This is a genomic window from Vibrio sp. 1249-1 (assembly GCF_033340495.1).
On the sequence record NZ_JAWOWJ010001087.1, the window covers coordinates 1 to 537 of the forward strand.

Annotated in this window: 1 protein-coding gene; it reads left to right on the forward strand. The window is 46.4% G+C overall.

Annotation, left to right across the window (positions count from 1 at the left end; genetic code table 11):
- A partial coding sequence (locus tag R7Z50_RS30615; RefSeq protein ID WP_318150166.1) for a cobalamin biosynthesis protein occupies positions 1 to 455 on the forward strand: 455 nt, incomplete at its 5' end.
- Positions 456 to 537: the final 82 nt, after the last annotated feature.

Genomic DNA, 537 nt, shown 5'->3' on the forward strand with positions numbered 1-537 from the left:
ATGCCATCGCAGGTGGGATTGGGGCGCTCATGTACCGTTTAACCATGGAGCTAGCACGAGCTTGGTCTCCTAGCCGTCGTCAGTATGCGCCATTTGGGAAACCAGCCATTCAAATCGTTGCCGTTTTAGAATTCATTCCATTAAGATTATTTGCCCTACTGTTGCTTGCTGGTCACAATATGTCCGCAGTGCTTAATGGACTCAAACAACAAGCGAAATCTTGGCCATTGCCAGGACCAGCTTGGTTGCTGTGTACTATCGGCAATAAGTTCCAGCTTTCGTTAGGAGGCCCAGCTCTATACCAAGGCGTCAGAGCAGAACGCACCAAGATTGGTGGACGCATTGTGCCTTCTGCTATTCATCTTGCACAAATCCAAATTTTGCTGGTTTGGCGCATCTTTGCTTGGATTGTGATTCAAAGCTTTATTCTAGGACTGATTTATCAAGGATTATGATGAACAAAATTTTCCTATCCCTCCCCCTTTTCTTCTCCTCTTTTACGATGGCGAACGAACCCGTTGAACGAGTGGTCAGTTT